The following is an 18,627-nucleotide window of genomic DNA, read 5'->3' as shown; positions in this document are numbered from 1 at the left end:
TCTCAATGAAAGTCCCCTGGCGCATCGCTGCCCTGCTCACGGCAACCCTCGTGGTGGGCGCCTGCGGCAGCAGCACCACTTCCGAGGAGGCCTCGTCGGCGGACCCGTCGTCGCTGTACGGCGGCACCCTGAAGGTGGCATCCGTCGGTGACATCGACGCACTCGATCCGCTGATCGCCTACTCCGCCGAATCGTGGCAGGTCATCCGCGCCACGACCCGGCAGCTGGTCACCTACGCCGGCAACAAGGAGAGCATCGGCGACGACACCGAGGTGGTACCCGATCTCGCGGAGAGCTGGGACATCAGCCCGGACAAGCTGACCTACACGTTCCACCTGCGCGACGGCATCACGTTCTCCGGCGCCAGTGACCGACCGATCACGGCACAGGACTTCGTGTATGCGATCAAGCGATTCCCCGATCCCAACGGCCAGGTCAGCGCCATCACCTACTACAACGCGCTGTTCGACGGATTCACCGAGTACGCCGACGAATTCGCCAAGGTGCCGACCGGCGACCTGAACGCCGTGAAGCAGTTCATCGACACCCACGACATCCGCGGGGTCAAGGCTCTCGACGACAAGACACTGGAGATCAAGCTGACCCGGCCGGCCAGCGACATCCTCGACATCCTCACCCTCAACTTCGTCAGCCCGCTGCCCGAGGAGGTGGTGTCGAAGTACATCGCCGACAGCCTGGAGTTCCGGCAGAACTACGTCTCCTCCGGGCCGTACTACATCGACTCCTACGATCAGGGCAAGCAACTGACCCTGAAGAAGGTGGAGAACTACAACGCCGAAGGCGACCCGCGCAAGGCGTACGCCGACGAGATCGTCTTCGACACCACGGTGGCCTCCGCGGATGCGGCCTCCCAGCAGCTGCAGACCGGCACCGCCGACATCGGGTTGTACATCCGCGCCTACCCGGCCAATGTGATCGCCCAGTACAAGCAGGCCGATCCCGATCACCTGCACAAGTCGGCCAGTGGGTCGGCGGTGTTCCTCAGCTGGAACAACCCCGAGCAGCCGGCCACCCCGGCGCAGGCGGCACTGAAAGACCTCCGGGTGCGGCAGGCCTTCAACTACTCGCTGGACCGCGCGGATGTGGTGCGGGGGTTGGGTGGTCCGGATTCGGCGATCCCCAGCAACGAGATCCTGACCTCCACCATCGTCGGCTTCAACGACGAAAACCCTTACCCGACACCGGAAGACAAGGGTGACCCGGAGAAGGCCAAGGCGCTGCTGGCCGAGGCGGGCCAATCCGATCTGACCGTCAACATCGCCTACCGCAACACTCCGGAGTTCGAGAAGATCGCCACCTCGGTGCAGAACTCGGTGCAGCGCTCCGGCATCACGGTCCGGCTGACCCCCATTCCGGGCGAGAGCTGGGGCACCTTCAGCTCGTTCCTCGGCGACAAGACCAAGCTCGGCGAATGGGATCTGGCGATCACCAACTGGACCCCGGACTGGCAGGGCAACAGCGCCCGGATGACGCTGGGCGGCTGGCTGGATTCGGAGTTCGCTCCCGGTGGCACCTGGAACGGCGTCACCTATGACAACCCGGACCTCAATGCCGCGGTGAACCGGGCGTTCGCGGCCGAGGATCCGACCGCCGATTGGAAGACCGCCAACGAGATCGCCACCAAGGATCTGGCCTGGTTCCCGTTGATCGAGCGGGTCAAGTCGGTACCGACGTCGGATCGGGTGTCCAACTGGACCTGGCAGTCGCTGGGTAACGGCGCCGATATCACCAACATCTCCGTCACCGGCCAGTAGGGATTTGGGCGCGCTGGTAACCGCTCAGCGGTTACCAGCGCGCCCAAATCGCACGGTTTAGCCCAGCACTTCGGAGATCGCCGCGCCCGCGGCGATCTTCGCCCTGGCCTTCATGACTTTGCCCGGCACGCCGCCGCCGACCACACCGACGAGCGCGCCCTCGCGCTCGTAATACGCCAGGAACTTGCGGCCGTCGTCTTCGACCAGGTGCACGACGTCGTCGGCCTCCGGCTCACCGAGGCACTGGATCTTCACGTCGTACTGATCGCTCCAGAAGTACGGCACCACAACGGCTTCCGGCGGCTGATTGCCGAGCAGTGACGGCACCAGCACGCGGGCCTGCTCGGCGACGTTGCTCCAGTGCTCCACGCGCGCTTGATGTCCTTGGGCGTCCTGCCAGGACGCCACGTCGCCGAGGGCCCAGATGTGCGGCACCGTGGTGCGGCCGACGTTGTCGCAGATGATCCCGTTGTCCACCGCGACGCCGCTGCCTTCGAGCCAGTCGGTCGCCGGCCGGGAACCGATGCCCACCACCACCAGATCGGCGTCGACCTCGGTGCCGTCGGACAGCACCACCTTCTCGACATGCGACTGCCCGACGATCTCGGCCACCCCGACGCCGGTGCGTACGTCGACACCTTCTCCGCGGTGCAGCCGCGACACCAGATCTCCGATCTGGGTGCCCAGCACCGACGCCAGTGGGGCGGGCTGCGGCTCGACCATCACCACGTCGACGCCCAGACCGCGCAGGCTCGCGGCCACCTCACAGCCGATGAAACCGGCACCGATGACGACGGCGCGGTGCGCCTCGCCGGCATGCTTGCGCAGCGCCAGGCTCTCGTCGAAGGTGCGCAGCACCCGCACGCCCTCCAGGTCCGGGAAGGACGGGATACGCCGGGGCACCAGGCCGGTGGCGATGATCAGGTCGTCGTACTGCAGCACCGCATCATTGGCCAGCCGCACCGTCTTGGCGTCGTTGTCGATCGATACCGCTGCCGATCCCAGCAGCAGCGTGATGTCATTCTCGTCGTAGAACTCCAGCGGCTTGAGCGTCACATCGTCGACCTGAGCGCGCAGCACTTCCTTCGACAGCGGCGGCCGGTCGTACGGCAGATGCACCTCGTCGCTGACGATGGTGACCGGGCCGGTGTACTCCGCGCGGCGCAGCTGTTCAGCGACCCGCGTCGCGGCCAGCCCACCACCCACAATGACAATTCCCACAAAAAGTGTTTACACGATGGTGGCGCGCCGCGGCGGACCACCCTATGTGCGGGTGCTCAACAGCCGGAGTCCAAGGCTGGTGAGGGACGAGCCAGGTGAAGGAGCTCCGGCTACGAAAGCAACAGCCGGAGTCCAAGGCTGGTGAGGGACGAGCCAGGTGAAGGAGCTCCGGCTACGAAAGCAACAGCCGGAGTCCAAGGCTGGTGAGGGACGAGCCAGGTGAAGGAGCTCCGGCTACGAAAGCAACAGCCGGAGTCCAAGGCTGGTGACGGAGCCAGGCTGGGTTACGCCGGCGGCGACCGGTCGATCAGGTTCGACAACACCACGATGCTCTCGCTGCGTTCGATGTCGCCGCTGGACCGGATCTGCTCCAACGTCGACTCCAGATGGCGCATATCCCGCGCCAAGACGTGCAGGATCGCATCGGAGGTACCGGTCACCGTGGCCGCGGACACCACCTCGGGCATGTTGACCCAGGCGGCCCGCAGCTGATCCGGCGAGATGGTGCCGTGGCAGTAGACCTGGACGTAGGCCTCGGTGGTCCAGCCCAGTGCCTGCCGGTCGATCACGGTGGTGAAACCGCGGATGACGCCGTTGTCCAGCAGGCGGTCGACGCGCCGTTTGACCGCAGGCGCGGACAGATTGACCTTCTCCCCGATCTCGGCGAACGTCGCGCGCGCGTGCTCGGCCAACTCGGCGACGATCAGCTCGTCGGTCTCATCCAGCCGATTCATCGAGCTCACCTCATCGCGACGCAACAAAACACCGAATACTTCAAATCTGCGCAACGGATCATACCTCAACACGCAATGAGTGGAGATTGATTGCGTCAGGCGCTGAAAATATCCTTCTGACCATGACGATCTCCGACATCGCCACCGCCGCCGCTGCGCAGCGAACCGCCTCTCTGCGCCACTACGCCATGACGGCGCCCACCCACTTCACGGTCGAATACGCCATCAACCCGTGGATGGACACCTCCACCCCCGTCGATCCTGCGCTGGCACTGGCCCAGTGGGAGGACCTGCGGCAGACCTACCTGAGCCTGGGTCACGCGGTCGACCTGGTGTCCCCCGAACCGGGCCTACCGGACATGGTGTACGCCGCCAACGGCGGTCTGGTCATCGGTGACACCGCGATCGTCGCCCGCTTCAAGCATCCCGAACGCGCCGGCGAAGCCGATGCGTACGCGGCGTGGATGGCCGCAGCCGGTTACACCCCCCGCTTCACCACACACCTCAACGAGGGCCAGGGCGATCTCCTGGTCGTCGGCTCGATGATCCTGGCGGGCACGGGTTTCCGCACCGACGAGGCCGCCCACGCCGAGGTCGCCGAGCTCACCGCGATGCCGGTGGTCACGCTGCACCTCACCGATCCGCGCTTCTACCATCTCGACACCGCGCTGGCGGTGCTGGACGACACCACCATTGCCTACTACCCGCCGGCCTTCACCGACGAATCCCGCGCCACCCTGGAACGCCTGTTCCCCGGCGCCATCGAGGTGGCCTCGGCCGACGCCTACGTCCTCGGACTCAACGTGGTGTCCGACGGACGACACGTCGTGCTGCCGGCGGCTGCTCACGGCTTCGCCCAACAGTTGGCGTCGCACGGATTCGAGCCGATCGGCGTCGACCTCTCCGAACTGCTCAAGGGCGGTGGGTCGGTGAAATGCTGCACGCTGGAGGTGTACCGTGACCGCCGTTGAGATGCCGAGCGCGCTTCTGCTGGAAGACCGCTACGCCGCTCACAATTACTCGCCGCTACCCGTGGTCGCCGCCAGTGCCGAAGGCGCGTGGATCACCGATATCGACGGCCGCCGCTACCTGGACTGCCTGGCGGCGTACTCGGCGGTGAATTTCGGGCATCGCCACCCCGCGATCATCGCGGCGGCACACGCACAACTGGATGCCGTCACCTTGGTGAGCCGCGCATTCCACTCCGACCGGCTCGGCCCGTTCTGCGCCGCCCTGGCGCAGTTGTGCGGCAAAGACATGGTGCTGCCGATGAACAGCGGCGCCGAAGCCGTCGAAAGCGGTATCAAGGTGGCCCGCAAGTGGGGTACCGACGTCAAGGGGGTTCCCGCGGGACTGGCCAATATCGTGGTGGCGGAGAACAACTTTCACGGCCGCACCATCAGTATTGTCAGTTTCTCCTCCGACGACTCGGCGCGCAACGGCTTCGCCCCGTTCACCCCGGGCTTCCGCACCGTGCCCTTCGGTGATGCGCAGGCGGTCGAAAATGCCATCGACCAGAACACCGTCGCTGTCCTGCTGGAGCCGATCCAGGGTGAGGCGGGCGTCATCGTGCCGCCCGCCGATTACCTGCCGCGGGTGCGTGAGATCTGCAGCAGGCGCGGTGTTCTGATGATCGCCGACGAGATCCAGTCCGGGTTGGCACGCACCGGACGGACGTTCGCGTGCGACCACTGGGGTGTCGTGCCCGATGTGTACCTGCTCGGCAAGGCGTTGGGCGGTGGCGTCATGCCGCTGTCGGCGGTGGTCGCCGACGCCGACATCCTCGGTGTGCTGCACCCCGGCGAGCACGGATCGACCTTCGGCGGCAATCCCCTGGCGGCCGCAATCGGCAGCGCCGTCGTGGACCTGCTTTCCACCGGCGAATTCCAAACCAGAGCAACCGTTTCGGGGCGGAAGTTACAGGCCAGGCTGCGCGGCCTGCTCGGCCACGGTGTCACCGAAGTGCGTGGACTGGGGATGTGGGCCGGTGTGGACATCGACCCGGCGCTGGGCACCGGCAAGCACATCAGCCTGCTGCTCGCCGAGCGCGGTGTGCTGGTCAAGGACACCCACGGCTCGACGTTGCGCTTCGCCCCGCCGCTGGTGATCACCGACGACGAAATCGATTGGATGGTGGACCAGTTCGCGTCAGTACTTCATGACGCCGCGGTCGACGGCGATCTGCGAACCTGAGATCGCCATCGACTCGTCGGAGGCCAGCCAGGCCACCACGTTGGACACTTCCTCGGGCGACATGAACTCCTGCAGGCCCTTCTTGCCCGCGTGATTCACCGGGTGCAGCGGCATCGGCGCGAAGCTGTGCAGGAAACTGGGGTGCTGGGAGAACACCTTCATCATCGCGTCGCGCTCCACCATCGGGGTGTCGATGGAGTACGGGTGGATCGAGTTCACCCGGATGCCGAACTCCCCCACCTCGAGAGCCAGCGCGTTGGTGATGGCGACGACGCCGTGTTTGGACGCGGAGTAGTGGCCGTTGCCGGGGGTGGCTTTCAGGCCGGCCGACGAGCTGACCATGATGATCGACCCGCCGTTGCCGGCCTCGATCATCGCCGGCACCGCGGCTCGCACCGTGCGCCAGGCACCGGACAGGTTGGTCTGGATCACGCTGTCCCACTGCTCTTCTGACATCTCGAACAGCCGGCCCCAGCTCAGGATTCCGGCATTGACCACCAGCACGTCGAGGCGGCCGAACTGTTCGATACCGTCTGCCACCACCTGCTGCTGGGCAGCCAGGTCGCGAACGTCGACCTCACGGGCCAGCACCTTGCGGCCCGTCGCTTCGACCTGGCGCACCGTCTCGGCGAGATCCTCCGAGGTGGCGGGCGGGTAGGTGATGGAGTCGGTCACCGGGCCGCAGATGTCGATCGCGATGATGTCGGCGCCGTCGCCGGCCAACCGGACGGCATGCGCGCGGCCCTGGCCACGCGCGGCTCCCGTCACGAGAGCAACCCGACCTTCCAACGATCCGCCGGCCATCTGTCCCGTCCTCTCCCTCGAGCGCGAGCGCGCGTGTCTGTACAGCGACACGCGGCCTTCCGCGTACAACGATGCGCGCTCGCGTCAGGCTAGCAGTAGAACTGGAACGTGTTCTAGTAAACCGGACGGTCAGGCCACGGGTGCGGGCGCGGGCGCAGGCACGGGCGCCACCACCGGAGCGGGGGCCATCTGCGCGAGCTCGTAGAGCGGCGACACCCAGTTGTAGCTGCCCTTGGCGTAGCTGGTGTGGACGGCGACCGCCTGCGCGCTCACCTCGTCCTCATCGGCGTCGGGGTCATAGTCACACACGGCGTCGCCGTAATCGCAGACGCTGATGGTGCGGCTACCGATCACAGGCGACAACGGGGCCGGCGCATGCGCCAGGATCGGCCAGTCCTGCGCCACTCCCAGACGCTCGCCGGGGACCCCCGACGCGGTACCCAGATTCAATGTGGGGTCTTCGGGCCGGCGATCGCCGTCGGCGATCAGCAGAGCGGTGGACAGATTGGGGCTGGCCTCGAGTGCCTGCAGATTGCGGTGCACCACCATGGCGCCCTGCGAGTACCCGGCCAGCACCACCTTCGTCGACGGGCACTGCCGGACGAAATTGGCGTACTGGTTGGCCAGCGCACCGGTGCCCTGGTCGACACTGCCGATGAAACCGGCCCAGTCCAGGATGCCGCCGTCCAGCGGCACCTCGGTGGCGGGATAGATCACGGCCTCGGCCGTCACGGTCTCACCGTTGCGGGCGGCTTGCTGCTGGAAGGCCAGGTACGACTGGTACATCACCTTGCCCATGCCACCGTTCAACGACGCCTCCGGGCCCCGCTCACCGGAGCCGGCAGCGCCGATCCAGTGCAGGTCGGGGCACATCGGCTCGGCCGCCGCCGTGCCCGTCCCACTGACCAACGCAGCTGCACCGACGGCAACGGCACAGGCCGCCGCAGCGAAATGACGAGAAACCAAGACCCTTGCACCCTTCACGCGAACGTTGCCTGGTACATCGCGCGGGGCCGGCCGGGAGTTACAGCTCGGCGATGATCTGCTGTCGTTTGGCGGTGTATTCGGCCTCGGTGATGGCACCGGTGGCGCGCAGCGTCTCGAGTTCCTGCAGCCGGGCGGCCGTCGACGGCGCAGGAGCCACCGGCATGAACGACGGCACGGTCTCCGGCTGCGGTGGGGCCGGGGTGGCTGCGGCGCGGCGCACCACGTTCATCACCTGCTGGCGCAGCGCCGGATTGGATCGGATGTCGATGACCCCCGACAACGGCACATTGTTGGTCTTGAGGATCCGCATGATCGCCATCAACGGCTCGACCTGACCGGAGAGGTCGTAAGTCCGGTTGTCCTCGTCGAGGGTGAACTGGGCCGGCGCCATGCCGTTGATCAAAGCGCTTCTGTTCCAGTCGATTTCGAACGAATGCGTGGACGGGTCGACGATCGCGACGAGCTTGCGCGCCATGATCATCGGGGTCCGTTCCATCGACGCCAGCACCCGGTCCTGGGCGGTGAACGGAGCGATGCCCTCCCCGGAGATGCGCAGGTCGAGGGTCACCAGCGGCTGGTCGTTGACCCGGGCGCCGCTTTCCTGGATCCCGGTCACCTCGGCCACCGCCAGCACGCCCTGGTGCTCGAGATATTGCGACCTGGCGGCCGCTCGGGCGCCGTAGCCGGCCATCGCCAACGCGATCAGCACGTCGACGGCCGTCACCACCAGCCCGGCCCAGAACATCCACTTGAGCAACGGATCCCGCCCGGTGCCGAAGAACACCGCCAGGAAGATCGGCCCGACCAGGCCGCCGCACAGCAACACCCACAGTTGAGCTTTCACGTAACGCCACACCATGCGCCGGCTCCTCGGTCCTGAACAGCGAATGTCAGACTAACGCCCCCCGGTGGCGTCCGGCCCCCAATACGAAAGCGGCGCCCACCCTTTCGGGTGAGCGCCGCTGTCGAGCGTCAGAAGCTAGATCACTGGAGGATCAAAATCACTTCAGGATCTTGGTGACGCGGCCGGCGCCGACGGTACGGCCACCCTCGCGGATCGCGAAGCGCAGGCCTTCGTCCATGGCCACCGGCTGGATCAGCTTGACGGAGATGTCGGTGTTGTCACCGGGCATCACCATCTCGGTGCCCTCGGGGAGGGTCACCACGCCGGTCACGTCCGTGGTACGGAAGTAGAACTGCGGGCGGTAGTTGTTGAAGAACGGCGTGTGGCGGCCGCCCTCGTCCTTGGACAGGATGTAGACGCTGCCCTCGAAGTCGGTGTGCGGGGTGGTGGTGCCGGGCTTGACCACAACCTGGCCACGCTCGACGTCCTCACGCTTCACACCGCGGACCAGCAGACCAACGTTGTCGCCGGCCTGGCCCTGGTCGAGCAGCTTGCGGAACATCTCGACACCGGTGACCGTGGTCTTGGTGGTGCCGGGACGGATGCCGACGATCTCGACTTCCTCGTTCACATTGATCACGCCACGCTCGACACGACCGGTGACGACGGTGCCACGACCGGTGATCGTGAAGACGTCCTCGACGGGCATCAGGAACGGCTTGTCGGTCTCGCGAACCGGGTCCGGGATGGACTCGTCGACGGCCTCCATGAGTTCCTCGACGGACTTGACCCACTTCTCGTCGCCCTCGAGAGCCTTGAGCGCCGACACCTTGATGACGGGGGCTTCCTCGTCGAAGTCCTGGGCGGCCAGCAGTTCGCGGACCTCCATCTCGACGAGCTCGATGAGCTCCTCGTCGTCGACCATATCGGCCTTGTTCAGGGCAACCAGGATGTAGGGCACGCCGACCTGGCGGGCGAGCAGCACGTGCTCGCGAGTCTGCGGCATGGGGCCATCGGTGGCGGCGACCACCAGGATTGCGCCGTCCATCTGGGCGGCACCGGTGATCATGTTCTTGATGTAGTCAGCGTGACCGGGGGCGTCGACGTGTGCGTAGTGACGCTTGTCGGTCTGGTACTCCACGTGGGAGATGTTGATGGTGATACCACGCTGACGCTCTTCGGGCGCATTGTCGATCTGGTCGAATGCGCGCGACTCGTTCAAATCGGGGTACTTGTCGTGCAGAACCTTGGTGATTGCTGCAGTCAGCGTGGTCTTGCCGTGGTCAACGTGACCGATGGTCCCGATGTTGACGTGCGGCTTCGTCCGCTCGAACTTCGCCTTCGCCACTTCTGTGTCCTCCTGGACTTGTTGGTGCTTCGGTTAAAGCAGTGTTGACAATTCAGTTGTGTGGTCCGAAGGGACCGGAGACTTATTCTCCGGTCGCCTTCGCGCTGCTGAGCGCTCGGCTCCGTGCTCGCTCGCTGGCGCTCACTCGCCCGTCGCCTTCGCGATGATCTCCTTCGACACGTTCGCCGGAACTTCAGCGTACGAGTCGAACACCATGGAGTAGTTCGCCCGGCCCTGGGTCTTCGACCGGAGGTCGCCGACGTAGCCGAACATCTCCGACAGCGGAACCTGCGCCTTGACGACACGGGCACCACTGCGCTCCTCCATGGCCTGGATCTGACCACGGCGGGAGTTCAGGTCGCCGATCACGTCACCCATGTAGTCCTCAGGGGTGGTGACTTCGACGGCCATGATCGGTTCCAGGATGGCCGGCTGGGCCTGTCCGGCAGCCTTCTTCAGCACCTGGGAACCGGCGATCTTGAAGGCCATTTCCGACGAGTCGACGTCGTGGTAGGCGCCGTCGAGCAGCGTGACCTTCACATTCACCAGCGGGTAGCCGGCCAGCACGCCGTACTGCATGGCGTCCTGGGCGCCGGCGTCCACCGACGGGATGTACTCGCGGGGGATGCGTCCACCGGTGACCTTGTTCTCGAACTCGTAGGTCGCACCGTCCTCGCCGACGAACGGCTCGAGGTTGATGATGACCTTCGCGAACTGGCCGGAGCCACCGGTCTGCTTCTTGTGGGTGAACTCGACGTTGTTGACGGCCCGGCGGATGGTCTCGCGGTAGGCCACCTGCGGCTTGCCGACGTTCGCCTCGACCTTGAACTCGCGACGCATGCGGTCCACCAGGATGTCCAGGTGAAGCTCGCCCATGCCGCCGATGACGGTCTGGCCGGTCTCCTGGTCCAGGTGCACCTTGAAGGTCGGGTCCTCTTCCGCCAGCTTCTGGATGGCGGTGCCCAGCTTCTCCTGGTCGCTCTTGGTCTTGGGCTCGATGGCCACCTCGATCACGGGATCGGGGAAGGTCATCGACTCGAGCACGATCTGCTGGTTCGGATCGCTGAGGGTGTCACCGGTGGTGGTGTCCTTCAGGCCGATGACCGCGTAGATGTGGCCGGCGGAAGCGGTCTCGACCGGGTTCTCCTTGTTGGAGTGCATCTGGAACAGCTTGCCCAGCCGCTCCTTCTTGCCCTTGGTCGAGTTGATCACCTGCGAGCCGGAATCGACCTTGCCGGAGTAGACGCGGACGTAGGTCAGCTTGCCGAAGAACGGGTGCGTGGCCACCTTGAACGCCAAGCCGGAGAAGGGCTCGTCGGCCGACGGCTTACGAGAGATGATCTCGTCTTCCTTGCCCGGGACGTGGCCTTCGGCGGCCGCGACGTCCAGCGGGGTCGGCAGGTAGTCGATGACCGCGTCGAGCATGGGCTGCACGCCCTTGTTCTTGAACGCGCTACCGCACAGCACCGGGTAGGCCGTGCTGCTGACGGTCAGCTTGCGCAGGCCTGACTTGATCTCCTCGATCGTCAGCTCTTCGCCGCCCAGGTACTTCTCCATGAGTTCGTCGTCGGCCTCGGCGACGGCCTCGATCATGGCGGTGCGGTATTCCTCGGCCTTTTCCTGCAGGTCGGCCGGGATGTCGACGACGTCGTACTTCTCGCCGAGCTTGGTCTCGCCGCGCCACACCTTGGCCTTCATCTCGACCAGGTCGACGACGCCTTCGAAGTCACCTTCGGAGCCGATCGGAAGCTGGATCGGGATGACGTTGGCGCCGAGGCGGTCCTTCATGGTCTGCACCGAGAAGTAGAAGTCGGCGCCCAGCTTGTCCATCTTGTTGACGAAGCAGATGCGGGGCACGTCGTACTTGTCGGCCTGCCGCCAGACCTGCTCGGACTGCGGCTCCACGCCTTCCTTGCCGTCGAACACGGCGACGGCGCCATCGAGCACGCGCAGGCTGCGCTCCACCTCGACGGTGAAGTCGACGTGGCCGGGGGTGTCGATGATGTTGATCTGGTTGTTGTTCCAGAAGCAGGTGGTGGCAGCCGAGGTGATGGTGATACCCCGCTCCTGCTCCTGCTCCATCCAGTCCATCGTGGCGGCACCGTCGTGCACCTCACCGATCTTGTAGCTGATACCGGTGTAGAAGAGGATGCGTTCGGTGGTCGTCGTCTTGCCGGCATCGATGTGCGCCATGATGCCGATGTTGCGGACCTTGGTGAGGTCGGTGAGCACGTCCTGTGCCACGGCTAGATTCCCAACTTTCGCTTGCTAAAGGTGTATTCGGTGCGCCCGGCGGTCAGCACGCCCCGCCGGCGTGACATCACCAGCGGTAGTGCGCGAAGGCCCGGTTCGCCTCGGCCATCTTGTGGGTGTCTTCCCGTCGCTTGACGGCAGCACCCAGGCCATTGCTGGCATCGAGGATCTCGTTGGCCAGACGCTCGACCATGGTCTTTTCGCGGCGGGCCTTGGAGAAGCTGACCAGCCAGCGCAGCGCCAGGGTGACCGAACGATCGGGACGAACCTCGACGGGCACCTGGTAGGTGGCGCCACCGACGCGACGGCTGCGGACCTCGAGGGCCGGCTTCACGTTGTCGAGGGCGCGCTTGAGGGTGACGACCGGATCGGTGCCGGTCTTGTCGCGGGCCTGTTCGAGCGCACCATAAACAATGCGTTCAGCCAGCGATTTCTTCCCGTCCAGCAGGACTTTGTTGACCAGCTGGGTGACCAGCTGGGATCCGTAGACCGGATCGTTGACCAACGGGCGCTTCGGCGCGGGACCCTTGCGCGGCATCAGCTCTTCTCCTTCTTCGCGCCGTAACGGCTGCGGGCCTGCTTGCGGTTCTTGACACCCTGGGTGTCCAGCGAGCCGCGGATGATCTTGTAACGCACACCGGGGAGGTCCTTCACACGACCGCCGCGCACCAGCACCATCGAGTGCTCCTGCAGGTTGTGGCCTTCACCCGGGATGTAGGCGGTGACCTCAACCGCGCTGGTCAGCCGCACGCGCGCCACCTTGCGAAGCGCCGAGTTCGGCTTCTTCGGGGTGGTCGTGTACACGCGGGTGCACACGCCGCGGCGCTGCGGGCTGCCCTTGAGGGCCGCGGTCTTGACCTTGGCGATCTTGTCGCGGCGACCCTTGCGGACCAGCTGCTGAATGGTTGGCATTTACCGGCTTCCTATGTAGTGCTGTGTTGCTCTTCGTTTGTTGCTGACGTGTTCTTCAGCGTCTCTTTAAGTCTCTGTACTGCGGTTTCGTCCAGCCTCGTTACCCCGCGGCCGGGCGTGTCGCACGCGCTCAGCACAAGTGACGATCTTGCGATCACCCGATGCCTGTAGACATGCGAATTGGCCCGGCGTGCGCGCACACCTACCGTCGAAGCGGCCGCATGCGCCCATCTGGGCCAGGCACGAGCTACCACGATACCAGGGGCGGCCATACCGACAAAACCGCCGGAAGCAGGCGCGCAGGGCCTTACCGGCTCAGCCTACCGGGCGTTTTTCCCTACTCGCGACGTTCCAGGCCGGTGGTCAGCCGCAGCACCATGTCGGAGAACACCGCGTCCTGGTCGATGTCGTCCATCACGCCCGTCATCTCCAGGAGCACGAACCCGTGCAGCGCCGACCAGAACTCCAGGGCGGCGTAGTAGGCGTCCTCCCCTTCCAGGCCGTAGGACATCAGCACGTTGATCACCGGCCCGGCGGCTTCTTTGGTGGCCGCCGAGTACTCCGGGTCGTCCCCCCCGAACGGCATCCGGGTGAACGCCGAGTACCGCCCCGGGTGGTGGTGGGCGTAACTGCGGTAGGCGCCGGCCATCACCAGCACCGCGTCCTCACGCACCCGCCCCTCGCCGACGGTGTTGAGCATGCCGATGATGTCGCCGATCACCCGCATCCGGACCGTGCGCCGCAGGTCTTCGAGGCTGTCGACGTGGTTGTAGAGCGACGGGCCCTTGGTGCCGAGGTGGTTGGCCAGCGCGTTGATGGTCAGCGCGTCCCAACCCTCGCGGTCCAGGAAATTCAACGCCGCGTTGACGATGATCTCCCGGCTGAGTTTGGCGGGCCGGGCACCTGCGCGCGGCCGCACACCCGTCGATGACGGGTCAGGCCGTGATGCCATGAGAATGCCCCTCGAATGTTCTAGAACCGAATTCGGCTCGCCGAAGAACTCTAGTTGACGCGGTCCTGCGACAACTGCGCCAGCTCTTCGGTGATTCCGCACAGATCGGGCAGGCTGGCCGGGTTGAGCGTCTGGATCGACCAGGCGATCACGTCGTCACCCTTGTCGATGTAGATGCTGCACGCGTTGACGTCCTCGGCTTTGAAGCCCTGGTTGCCCGACATCTCGAGTTCGGTGATGGTGCGGCCTGCCTCCTGCTCGAGCTGGCGCTCGACGTCCAGGTCGCTGCCGCGGTACCACCAGGTGGAGATGCCCATGCCTGCGCCGACAGACCCCAGCATGGTCTGTTCCTGCCAGAAGCAGCCGGTCTCGCTGTCGAGCACCTTCTGGAAGATCGCCGTCCCGGCGGCCTCCTCCACTTCGTCGTCGGTGACGCTATTGCACTCGCCGCTGCGGAAACCCCCCGGTGGCGGTTCCGCCGACGTCGGGGCGGGTTCCGACGGGGAGCCACACGCCGTGAGGGCAGCGGCCAACAACACGAGTACCGAACGAGCCTTGAACATCTCTGACTACATCTCCGACGACAGGGTGGCGGCCAGCAGCTTCTCGGCGTCCGCGCACGGATCACCATCCTGCTCGTTGCGGTACTGCACCCACCAGCTGAGAACGCCGGGGTTGGCTGAGGTGGTCGCCGAGCACGCGACACCGATGGTCGACGTGCGGGCGAAGAAGGCCGGATACCGCTGGACCACCTTGTCGGTGATCTCCGCGCCGCGTTCTTCGGCCACGGACCGTTCGCGCTCGATGGTGCCGGTGTCGAACCAGGAGAAGGTGGCGTCGATGGTCGTGTCACCGCGGCTCAGGACGTACTGACACACCGCGCCGCTGTACGGGCGGACCACCTCATCGGCTTCGACGGTCTCCTGCACGGTCGTGTCGGCCAGCCTGCCGCAGCTGTTGTCGATGTACCCGAAGTTGCGGCCGGACTCCTCCGGCTGCGTCTCGGCCAACTGCGCGGTGCCCTCGACGGTATGCGAACACCCGGTCACCGCTAGCCCAGCGGCGACTGCCATCAACAAAACGTGCCTTTTCACCGCCCATCACCGTACTGATCCGCCTGGCTCGCGGCGAGCCAACTCGACATGGTGATTCGAATACCCTCAGCACCGCCTGCGATACACGTAGGCTCAGGACTCACAGATGAGCGCTCCGAGTGAGAGGGTCACAGTGAATCGGACGTCTGGGATCAGCGCCCTGCTCGGCTGTGCCGTGCTGTCGGCCGGCCTGCTTGCCGGTGCGCCGGCGGCGGGAGCCAAGAACGGCGACACCCACATCACCGGTGTCGGCGTCACCCAGACCGTGGACTGCAACGACTCGCTGCTGTTGATCAACGGCTCCAACAACATGATCACCGCGCTGGGCAACTGCTGGGCCATCACCATGCAGGGGTCCTACAACACCGTGGTGGCCGACAACGTCGTCAACGACATCACCGTGTACGGATTCGAACAGACGGCCTACTTCAAGAACGGCGCGCCGGCCATCATCGACCGTGGCCGCGAACTGGGGATGACCAACCGCATCGCCCGCGTTCCCGCCTGATTCCGGAGGATCGAGACTCATGCTCAGCCGTCGTTGGCTCGTCCTGTTCGCCGCCGCCGCTGCTGCCGGTGTGGTGGGATGCGGTTCGGAGAGCTCGGACACCACCAGCCCCACCGTGACCGCCGGGACATCCGGCGCGCAGGTGGAGGTGGGCAACACCATCAACTACGGGTCGTTCGGCACCACCGCCGAGATCGACTGCGCCGACGGCAAATCCCTCAATGTGGGTGGCTCCAACAACACCTTGACCGTCACCGGTGTCTGCGCGTCGGTGAACGTCGGCGGTGCCGACAACCGGATCACGTTCGACACCATCGACAAGGAGCTCTCCGTCGTCGGTATCAACAACACCGTCACCTACGTCGCCGGTGACCCCAAGGTGGACAACCTCGGCTCCGGCAACAAGATCGAGAAGGGCTGACCCTTCCCGCTGCCCCCCGCCAGCGCGACCGCGCGTGTTTGTACGCTGTGGTCCGGCGTGTCTCGTACCAACTCGTGCGCTCAGCCCTAGTCAGGCCTTCTGGCCGTGCCGCCCCGCACCGTCGGCGAAACGTCGTGCGCCCGAGAGTGATTCGTGTTTGACGCGCGCCATGCTGCCGAACTCGACGTCCATGGCCTCTTCCTCGGAGACACCCCATTGATGCAGGGCCGAGAGCCGGTCGGCGCGGAGACACTGTTGCGGTAACGCCGCGAGCTCAGCCGCCAGTTCCTCGGCCTTCTCCCGCGCCTGCCCGTTCGGTACCACGCGGTTGACCAGCCCGATCTGCAACGCCTCGGCGGCGTCGACGGCCCGGCCGGTGAGGATCAAGTCCATGGCCCGGCTGTGGCCGATCAGCCGCGGTAACCTCACGGTGCCGCCGTCGATCAACGGAACCCCCCACCGCCGGCAGAACACCCCGAACACCGCGTCCTCCTCGGCGACCCGCAGATCGCACCACAACGCCAGCTCCAGCCCACCGGCGACGGCGTAACCGCTGACCGCCGCGATCACCGGTTTGGCCAGCCTCATCCGGGTCGGGCCCATCGGGCCGGGGCCGCTGCGATGCACCTTGTTGGCATCCGGGGTTCCGAACGCTTTGAGATCGGCTCCGGCGGAGAAGGTTCCGTTGTCACCCCACAGCACCGCCACCGAGGCGGTGTCATCGCGGTCGAACTCCTCGAACGCCTCGTAGAGCTCTGCGGCCGCAGGTCCGTTGACTGCGTTGCGGGCCTGCGGCCGGTTCATGATCACCGTGGTAACCGGCCCGCTGCGTTCGACTCGCACTCCGCCACTCATGTCGCCTCCACGCGATCTCGGCGGCCGATCAGTTCGGCCGCGAAGTCGGAATACGCCGACCGTACGTCGTCGCCTGGCCATCCTGCCGGCAGCAACTCCCCCGGCAGCAGCGGGTCGGTCAACAGGTGCCGCACCATGCCCGCTGCGGCAACGAACCGGCCCGGCACCCCGTCGGCGGCGGCCATCTCGTCGAGCAGGCGATGACCCGTCGCACTCCACGCCGGCAGGTCCCACAACTGCCCGGCCAGCTCCACCGGCGCGTCGTCACGACAGCGCAAGATCCGCACCCGGTCGGTGACATCGGCGGGCAGTTCGAGGCCCAGGTTGTCCGGCCGCAACCACACACCTTCACGAAGCTCACCGAACCTGTTCTCCTGCAGTAGCTTCCGCAGCAATGACCGGGTTCGGGCGTCGATCCCCACCGTGGTGATCACCAGTGTCACCCAACCGCCGTTCCACTCCTGCACCCGCGGCGTCAACGCGTCGTCCTGACGGCGTTGTCGCACCAGCAGGCGGTCGGAGAGGCGGTACCCGTCGGCAGAGCGGACCAGGTCCCCGGCGGAGACCATCCGGGTGAGTGCAACCCGCAGGGCATTGTCGTTGATGCCGAAGTCGGCCGTCAGCCGGATCAGTTCGGCGGCGGTGGCCCAGGCGGGGTGCGCGCCCAGCAATACCGACAACACCACCGATCTGGCGGTCAGCGGTTTCATACGTCCGAGGTTCGACGTCCGTGGTCACCCCGCGGTTCGTCGCGGCGGCGCACCGCCTCGCGGAAACCGTGTTCGCGGGCTTCGGCCACGAACGCATGCCCTTCCGGGGTGTGCCGGGCCACGCCGTCGAAGATCGTGCTCACCATCTGACTGGTGGCGACACCCTGTTGCAGCAGAGCCGAATTCAGCGCCAGCTTCGCCATGATGAGCTGGTTCACCGGCATCGAGGCGATACGCTGCACCAGCCGTTCGGTGCGCTCGTCGAGATCCTCGGGTTCGGGCGCCTCGACGGCCAGGCCCCACTCGGCGGCCTGCTTTCCGCTGATGCAATCGCCGGTGAACAGCAACCGCTTGGCCCGCTGGTCACCGAGACGGTGGGCCCACAGCCCGGCCGCGGGCACTCCCCACACCCGCATCGGCGGGTACCCGATCTTCGCGTCGGCGGCGGTGATGATCTGGTCGGCATGCAGGGCGATGTCGGTGCCGCCGGCCACGCAGTAGCCGTGGATCTTGACCACCGTCGGCTTGTCGGCGCGCATCAGGCTGGAGAAGCCGCGCACGAAGCGGCTCATCATCTGGTAATCGATCATCGGATCCCAGGGCTGATCCGGAAGATGGTTGATGGCTTGGGTTTTCCCGGACAACACCGTGTCGCGGTAGGGGCTGCCGCCACCGGCCGACGACGAACCTTCGGCATAGGCGGACAGGTCGAACCCGGCGCAGAACCCTTCTCCCCTACCCGAGATCAGGATGACGTGGACGTTCGGGTCGAGGTCGGCGCGCTCGACCAGCGCCGAGAGTTCCAGTGGGGTGTCGGCGACAATCGCGTTGCCCTTTTCCGGCCGGTTGAACGTGATGCGGGCAACCCGGTCGGTGACCTCGTAGGTCATGGTCTTGAGGTCGTCGAAGTCGACGGGCCTGATGGCGTGCGTCACCGCGCCACCCCCACCTCTGCCGAGCGCGCGTGTCTGTACACAACACACCGGGCGATTCCGGTCATTTGCGCGCGCTCGTCG

Annotated in this window: 20 protein-coding genes; 5 read left to right on the top strand and 15 right to left on the bottom strand. The window is 66.0% G+C overall.

The genetic code is table 11. The annotated features are described in order from the left end of the window. Positions 1 to 5 precede the first annotated feature (5 nt). Positions 6 to 1,775: an ABC transporter substrate-binding protein gene (locus tag NL241_RS07985; RefSeq protein ID WP_494397242.1), complete on the top strand. Its 1,770-nt coding sequence runs from the start codon at positions 6 to 8 to the stop codon at positions 1,773 to 1,775. Positions 1,776 to 1,832: 57 nt separating this feature from the next. On the opposite strand, the gene NL241_RS07980 is transcribed toward NL241_RS07985, so the two are convergent. Both NL241_RS07980 and NL241_RS07975 read right to left on the bottom strand, forming a co-directional pair. After that, positions 1,833 to 2,996: an NAD(P)/FAD-dependent oxidoreductase gene (locus tag NL241_RS07980; protein ID WP_487690711.1), complete on the bottom strand. Its 1,164-nt coding sequence runs from the start codon at positions 2,994 to 2,996 to the stop codon at positions 1,833 to 1,835. A gap of 284 nt (positions 2,997 to 3,280) precedes the next feature. Further along, the gene (locus NL241_RS07975; protein WP_487690709.1) at positions 3,281 to 3,730 is read right to left on the bottom strand and encodes an Rv2324 family transcriptional regulator; all 450 of its coding nucleotides are present in this window, start codon (positions 3,728 to 3,730) and stop codon (positions 3,281 to 3,283) included. A 122-nt stretch (positions 3,731 to 3,852) separates the two neighbouring features. Between NL241_RS07975 and ddaH the strand changes: the two genes are divergently transcribed. Both ddaH and rocD read left to right on the top strand, forming a co-directional pair. Next, the gene (gene ddaH / locus NL241_RS07970; protein ID WP_487690707.1) at positions 3,853 to 4,701 is read left to right on the top strand and encodes a dimethylargininase; all 849 of its coding nucleotides are present in this window, start codon (positions 3,853 to 3,855) and stop codon (positions 4,699 to 4,701) included. A gap of 1 nt (position 4,702) precedes the next feature. After that, positions 4,703 to 5,923, top strand: a complete 1,221-nt coding sequence (gene rocD, locus NL241_RS07965; protein ID WP_494398266.1) for an ornithine--oxo-acid transaminase — start codon at positions 4,703 to 4,705, stop codon at positions 5,921 to 5,923. On the opposite strand, the gene NL241_RS07960 is transcribed toward rocD, so the two are convergent. From NL241_RS07960 to NL241_RS07915, 10 genes are all read right to left on the bottom strand, one after another. Next, positions 5,879 to 6,727 carry a mycofactocin-coupled SDR family oxidoreductase gene (locus NL241_RS07960; RefSeq protein ID WP_494397241.1) on the bottom strand — a complete coding sequence of 283 codons (849 nt, stop codon included), beginning with the start codon at positions 6,725 to 6,727 and terminating at the stop codon, positions 5,879 to 5,881. The genes rocD and NL241_RS07960 overlap by 45 nt on opposite strands. Positions 6,728 to 6,856: 129 nt before the next feature. Beyond that, entirely contained in the window at positions 6,857 to 7,693 is an 837-nt protein-coding gene (locus NL241_RS07955) for a cutinase family protein (protein ID WP_487690703.1), read from the bottom strand. A gap of 58 nt (positions 7,694 to 7,751) precedes the next feature. After that, the gene (locus NL241_RS07950) at positions 7,752 to 8,573 is read right to left on the bottom strand and encodes an SHOCT domain-containing protein (protein ID WP_487690701.1); all 822 of its coding nucleotides are present in this window, start codon (positions 8,571 to 8,573) and stop codon (positions 7,752 to 7,754) included. A 142-nt stretch (positions 8,574 to 8,715) separates the two neighbouring features. Beyond that, positions 8,716 to 9,906: an elongation factor Tu gene (tuf, locus tag NL241_RS07945; RefSeq protein WP_487690699.1), complete on the bottom strand. Its 1,191-nt coding sequence runs from the start codon at positions 9,904 to 9,906 to the stop codon at positions 8,716 to 8,718. Positions 9,907 to 10,047: 141 nt separating this feature from the next. Then, positions 10,048 to 12,150, bottom strand: a complete 2,103-nt coding sequence (gene fusA / locus NL241_RS07940) for an elongation factor G (protein ID WP_487690697.1) — start codon at positions 12,148 to 12,150, stop codon at positions 10,048 to 10,050. A 76-nt stretch (positions 12,151 to 12,226) separates the two neighbouring features. Next, entirely contained in the window at positions 12,227 to 12,697 is a 471-nt protein-coding gene (gene rpsG, locus NL241_RS07935) for a 30S ribosomal protein S7 (protein ID WP_011558402.1), read from the bottom strand. After that, on the bottom strand, positions 12,697 to 13,071 hold the full coding sequence (gene rpsL / locus NL241_RS07930; RefSeq protein ID WP_068915583.1) for a 30S ribosomal protein S12: 375 nt from the start codon (positions 13,069 to 13,071) through the stop codon (positions 12,697 to 12,699). The genes rpsG and rpsL overlap by 1 nt, the downstream gene beginning before the upstream one ends. 337 nt (positions 13,072 to 13,408) lie before the next feature. Then, positions 13,409 to 14,023 carry a TetR/AcrR family transcriptional regulator gene (locus NL241_RS07925; RefSeq protein ID WP_487690694.1) on the bottom strand — a complete coding sequence of 205 codons (615 nt, stop codon included), beginning with the start codon at positions 14,021 to 14,023 and terminating at the stop codon, positions 13,409 to 13,411. A 50-nt stretch (positions 14,024 to 14,073) separates the two neighbouring features. After that, positions 14,074 to 14,586, bottom strand: coding sequence for a DUF3558 domain-containing protein (locus NL241_RS07920; RefSeq protein WP_487690692.1), 513 nt, complete (start codon positions 14,584 to 14,586; stop codon positions 14,074 to 14,076). A 6-nt stretch (positions 14,587 to 14,592) separates the two neighbouring features. Next, positions 14,593 to 15,096 (bottom strand): DUF3558 domain-containing protein, encoded by a 504-nt coding sequence (locus NL241_RS07915; protein ID WP_487690690.1) that lies wholly within the window; start codon positions 15,094 to 15,096, stop codon positions 14,593 to 14,595. A gap of 172 nt (positions 15,097 to 15,268) precedes the next feature. Here NL241_RS07915 and NL241_RS07910 point away from each other — a divergent pair, with 172 nt between their 5' ends. Both NL241_RS07910 and NL241_RS07905 read left to right on the top strand, forming a co-directional pair. Then, positions 15,269 to 15,625, top strand: a complete 357-nt coding sequence (locus tag NL241_RS07910; RefSeq protein WP_487691437.1) for a DUF3060 domain-containing protein — start codon at positions 15,269 to 15,271, stop codon at positions 15,623 to 15,625. A gap of 19 nt (positions 15,626 to 15,644) precedes the next feature. Beyond that, positions 15,645 to 16,046 carry a DUF3060 domain-containing protein gene (locus tag NL241_RS07905; protein ID WP_487690688.1) on the top strand — a complete coding sequence of 134 codons (402 nt, stop codon included), beginning with the start codon at positions 15,645 to 15,647 and terminating at the stop codon, positions 16,044 to 16,046. Positions 16,047 to 16,136: 90 nt separating this feature from the next. On the opposite strand, the gene NL241_RS07900 is transcribed toward NL241_RS07905, so the two are convergent. Genes NL241_RS07900 through NL241_RS07890 form a run of 3 tightly spaced genes read right to left on the bottom strand, consistent with a single transcriptional unit; the run spans position 16,137 to position 18,546 of the window. After that, positions 16,137 to 16,901 carry a crotonase/enoyl-CoA hydratase family protein gene (locus NL241_RS07900; RefSeq protein ID WP_494397240.1) on the bottom strand — a complete coding sequence of 255 codons (765 nt, stop codon included), beginning with the start codon at positions 16,899 to 16,901 and terminating at the stop codon, positions 16,137 to 16,139. Next, positions 16,898 to 17,611 (bottom strand): PaaX family transcriptional regulator C-terminal domain-containing protein, encoded by a 714-nt coding sequence (locus NL241_RS07895; RefSeq protein ID WP_494397239.1) that lies wholly within the window; start codon positions 17,609 to 17,611, stop codon positions 16,898 to 16,900. Before NL241_RS07895 ends, NL241_RS07900 begins: the two co-directional genes overlap by 4 nt. Continuing rightward, positions 17,608 to 18,546, bottom strand: coding sequence for a crotonase/enoyl-CoA hydratase family protein (locus NL241_RS07890; RefSeq protein WP_487690684.1), 939 nt, complete (start codon positions 18,544 to 18,546; stop codon positions 17,608 to 17,610). The genes NL241_RS07895 and NL241_RS07890 overlap by 4 nt, the downstream gene beginning before the upstream one ends. Between the last annotated feature and the right edge of the window lie 81 nt (positions 18,547 to 18,627).

It is taken from the genome of Mycolicibacterium sp. SMGY-1XX (genome assembly GCF_059132455.1).
The sequence above is the reverse complement of the archived record's forward strand: the minus strand, read 5'-3'. Positions and strand labels throughout refer to the sequence as shown.

Bases quoted from the DNA above. Each gene is read 5' to 3' on its own strand.
- NL241_RS07925 (WP_487690694.1), bottom strand. From the start codon at position 14,023: ATGGCATCACGGCCTGACCCGTCATCGACGGGTGTGCGGCCGCGCGCA.
- rpsL (WP_068915583.1), bottom strand. From the start codon at position 13,071: ATGCCAACCATTCAGCAGCTGGTCCGCAAGGGTCGCCGCGACAAGATC.
- NL241_RS07985 (WP_494397242.1), top strand. From the start codon at position 6: ATGAAAGTCCCCTGGCGCATCGCTGCCCTGCTCACGGCAACCCTCGTG.
- rpsG (WP_011558402.1), bottom strand. From the start codon at position 12,697: ATGCCGCGCAAGGGTCCCGCGCCGAAGCGCCCGTTGGTCAACGATCCG.
- NL241_RS07960 (WP_494397241.1), bottom strand. From the start codon at position 6,727: ATGGCCGGCGGATCGTTGGAAGGTCGGGTTGCTCTCGTGACGGGAGCC.
- NL241_RS07900 (WP_494397240.1), bottom strand. From the start codon at position 16,901: ATGAGTGGCGGAGTGCGAGTCGAACGCAGCGGGCCGGTTACCACGGTG.
- ddaH (WP_487690707.1), top strand. From the start codon at position 3,853: ATGACGATCTCCGACATCGCCACCGCCGCCGCTGCGCAGCGAACCGCC.
- NL241_RS07915 (WP_487690690.1), bottom strand. From the start codon at position 15,096: ATGGCAGTCGCCGCTGGGCTAGCGGTGACCGGGTGTTCGCATACCGTC.
- NL241_RS07905 (WP_487690688.1), top strand. From the start codon at position 15,645: ATGCTCAGCCGTCGTTGGCTCGTCCTGTTCGCCGCCGCCGCTGCTGCC.
- NL241_RS07950 (WP_487690701.1), bottom strand. From the start codon at position 8,573: ATGGTGTGGCGTTACGTGAAAGCTCAACTGTGGGTGTTGCTGTGCGGC.
- NL241_RS07895 (WP_494397239.1), bottom strand. From the start codon at position 17,611: ATGAAACCGCTGACCGCCAGATCGGTGGTGTTGTCGGTATTGCTGGGC.
- rocD (WP_494398266.1), top strand. From the start codon at position 4,703: ATGCCGAGCGCGCTTCTGCTGGAAGACCGCTACGCCGCTCACAATTAC.
- NL241_RS07920 (WP_487690692.1), bottom strand. From the start codon at position 14,586: ATGTTCAAGGCTCGTTCGGTACTCGTGTTGTTGGCCGCTGCCCTCACG.
- NL241_RS07975 (WP_487690709.1), bottom strand. From the start codon at position 3,730: ATGAATCGGCTGGATGAGACCGACGAGCTGATCGTCGCCGAGTTGGCC.